The 2,679-nt window shown below is 26.9% G+C and carries 3 protein-coding genes; 2 read left to right on the forward strand and 1 reads right to left on the reverse strand.

What is annotated here, in order from left to right; translation table 11 throughout:
• A partial coding sequence (locus Q428_RS13625; protein ID WP_051515189.1) for a MerR family transcriptional regulator occupies positions 1-542 on the forward strand: 542 nt, incomplete at its 5' end.
• A gap of 14 nt (positions 543-556) precedes the next feature.
• A complete protein-coding gene (locus Q428_RS13630) occupies positions 557-1,417 on the forward strand; it encodes a GNAT family N-acetyltransferase (RefSeq protein ID WP_035381857.1) in 861 nt (286 codons plus the stop codon).
• Positions 1,418-1,485: 68 nt separating this feature from the next.
• On the opposite strand, the gene Q428_RS13635 is transcribed toward Q428_RS13630, so the two are convergent.
• On the reverse strand, positions 1,486-2,679 hold a 1,194-nt coding region (locus Q428_RS13635; RefSeq protein ID WP_084478401.1), incomplete at its 5' end, for a pyridoxal phosphate-dependent aminotransferase.

The raw sequence follows: 2,679 nt of genomic DNA on the forward strand, positions 1-2,679 counted from the left end.
AGAGGGGTGATAATATGGCAATTACTACATATACCTTTAAGGAGATATGTGATAAAACAGGTTATAAATCTTCTGTAATAAGATATTATGAAAAGGAGTTTAATTTATCAATCCCAAGGGATGTAAATGGAAGAAGATATTTTACTCAAAAGGATTTAGATAAATTGTTATATATTAAAAGACTGCAGGATGAAGGATTTTCAAATAGTCAGATTAAAAAGCACATTCAGGAGGGTATTTATTGTACTAGTGAAATTGCAGTTTCAGCAGATACAGTTCATAATAATAGTTCTTCTTATGATTGTTCCAGTGATTTTGGAATTTCAAAATTGGAAGAAAAATTAACTAGTATTGAAAAAAGTATTGAGCAGTTAAATGAAGCTATATTTTCAAAAGAGAGGGACTTAATAATCAGCGAAAATATGAAACTGAAAATGGAACTTAAGCAAAAGTCATATGAGTTGTTTGAAATAAAAGAAAAATTGAGATATGAGAAGGAAAAGAAAAGAGGATTCTTTTCAAAACTTTTTAATAGAAAATAGGATAGGGTGTCATAATGTTTTTAATAGTAACAGCAAAACTAAAAAATATCATTTTAATCAAAAAAACCATAAACAGCAAGGAAAAGGCCAAACATTATTTTTATAGTGATTTTACAGAAAGTGTTTTACCCTTTATTCTAAATAAACAGTGTTATTTCATATATAAGAAAAATAAATTTATTGGTATAATTTTCATTAACCATGTTTTGAAGAAATTTTATTTTGTTCCTGCTAAGGATAAAAATATATCCTTTACTAAGCTATTATTTTTATTGAAGTCTAAATTTAATTTGCCAGAATATAGTTTGAATTTATTGTATAAAGACATCGAACCAGAGAAACCATGTAAATATTTTAATGCTAAAATATTAAATGATGTAAAATTAATGTATATCAGTACTAACAAATTTCAAAAAATTAATGTTGATAAGGATATTAAATGTTTTGAAAAGCTTGATTTTCGTAATTTAAAAATAAATGAAGAAGAACAAATAAGAGTAGATTTACAAAATGAAATCTTCAGTGATGTGGAAGGGAGAAGGGAACTGACAATAAAGGAGGTTTTCGCTGAAGAAAAAGAAGAAAGTTTTCTTTGTGATAAATGTTTTTTATTAGAATTTGAAAAGGAAGCCATTGGATATGCTCAAATTATTAAATTAAATAATGCATATTATCTAGTTAATTTTGGTATTAAGACTAATTATCGTAAAAATGGATATGGAAAAATTTTTTTATATAAAATACTAGAACAATGCAGTAAATCAGGGATAGATGATTTGTTTCTAACTGTTGAAAATTCAAATTACAAAGCAATTAAATTATATAGAAAAATAGGATTTATTGAATTAAATAATTTTTTATCAATAAAAATATAAAGATAGTGTTTAACACTATCTTTATATTTTGAATAATTGTAACATATAAAATATTCTGATAATTAAGATTAAACAGTCTTGCTTATATAAGCTTTTAGACCCTCCTTTAATATCTTCATTGCTTTTCTTAAATTTTCACAATTTAAACAGTATGATATTCTAACTTCATCTTTTCCTAATGTTTCAGTTGCATAAAAACCATTAGCAGGAGCTAGCATTACAGTTTCATTATCAATTGAGTATTCTGTCAGAAGCCACTTTACAAAGTCCTCTGCATCATCAAGTGGTAATTTTGCTATTACATAAAATGCTCCTGAAGGTTTTTCACAAATTACATTTGGCATTTCTTTTAAAGCTTCATAAACAACATTTCTTCTATTTTCATATTCTGCCTTTACTTCATTAAAATAGGACTCAGGAGTAGCAATTAATTTTGCTGCAGCCATCTGTTCAATAGTAGGAACACATAATCTTGATTGACATAATTTAATAATGTTTTGCATAAGTTCCTTGTTTTTACTAGCTAATAAACCAATTCTTGCACCACATGCACTATATCTCTTTGAGATACTATCTATTAATATGACTCTATCTTTAATTTCTTCTAAATGCATGAAGCTTGTATATTGTAAATCATCATAAACAAATTCTCTATAGACCTCATCTGCAATAATAAATAGATCATTTTCAATTGCTATTTGTGCAATTAATTTTAGCTCCTCAATAGTATATACAACACCAGTTGGATTTCCAGGATTAGATAATAAAATAGCCTTAGTTTTATTGTTGATATTTTTTATTATCTCTTCCTTTTCAGGTAAGTGGAATCCATTCTCTGCCTTTGTTAAGAAAGGTATTACTTCAACTCCTGCAACTTGAGAGAAGCCATTATAATTTGTGTAAAAAGGTTCTGGGATAAGTACATTATCTCCATAGTCTGCAATTGCCATAAGAGCAAACATTATAGCTTCACTACCGCCATTTGTGACAATAATTTCGTCCTTATTAAGATGTATATTCCATTTTTTATAGTAATTAATAAAACTATCAATCAGTTCAGGAATACCTTGAGAACCAGTGTATTTTAAAACTGGATCCTTAAAATCATTAATAGCTTCAAAAAATAAATCTGGTGTGTGTATGTCTGGTTGTCCAATATTCAAGTGATAAACTTTTTTTCCATTTTTCTTAACATTGTCTGCTAAAGGAGCAAGCTTTCTAATTGGAGATGCTTGCATATTAAGTATTCTGGTTGATAAATT

This window comes from Fervidicella metallireducens AeB (assembly GCF_000601455.1).
Taxonomy (GTDB): Bacteria; Bacillota; Clostridia; order Clostridiales; family Caloramatoraceae; genus Fervidicella; species Fervidicella metallireducens.

What these genes read in the sequence shown, in the direction of transcription:
- Q428_RS13630 (WP_035381857.1), top strand. Translation starts at nt 557, where the DNA reads ATGTTTTTAATAGTAACAGCAAAACTAAAAAATATCATTTTAATCAAA.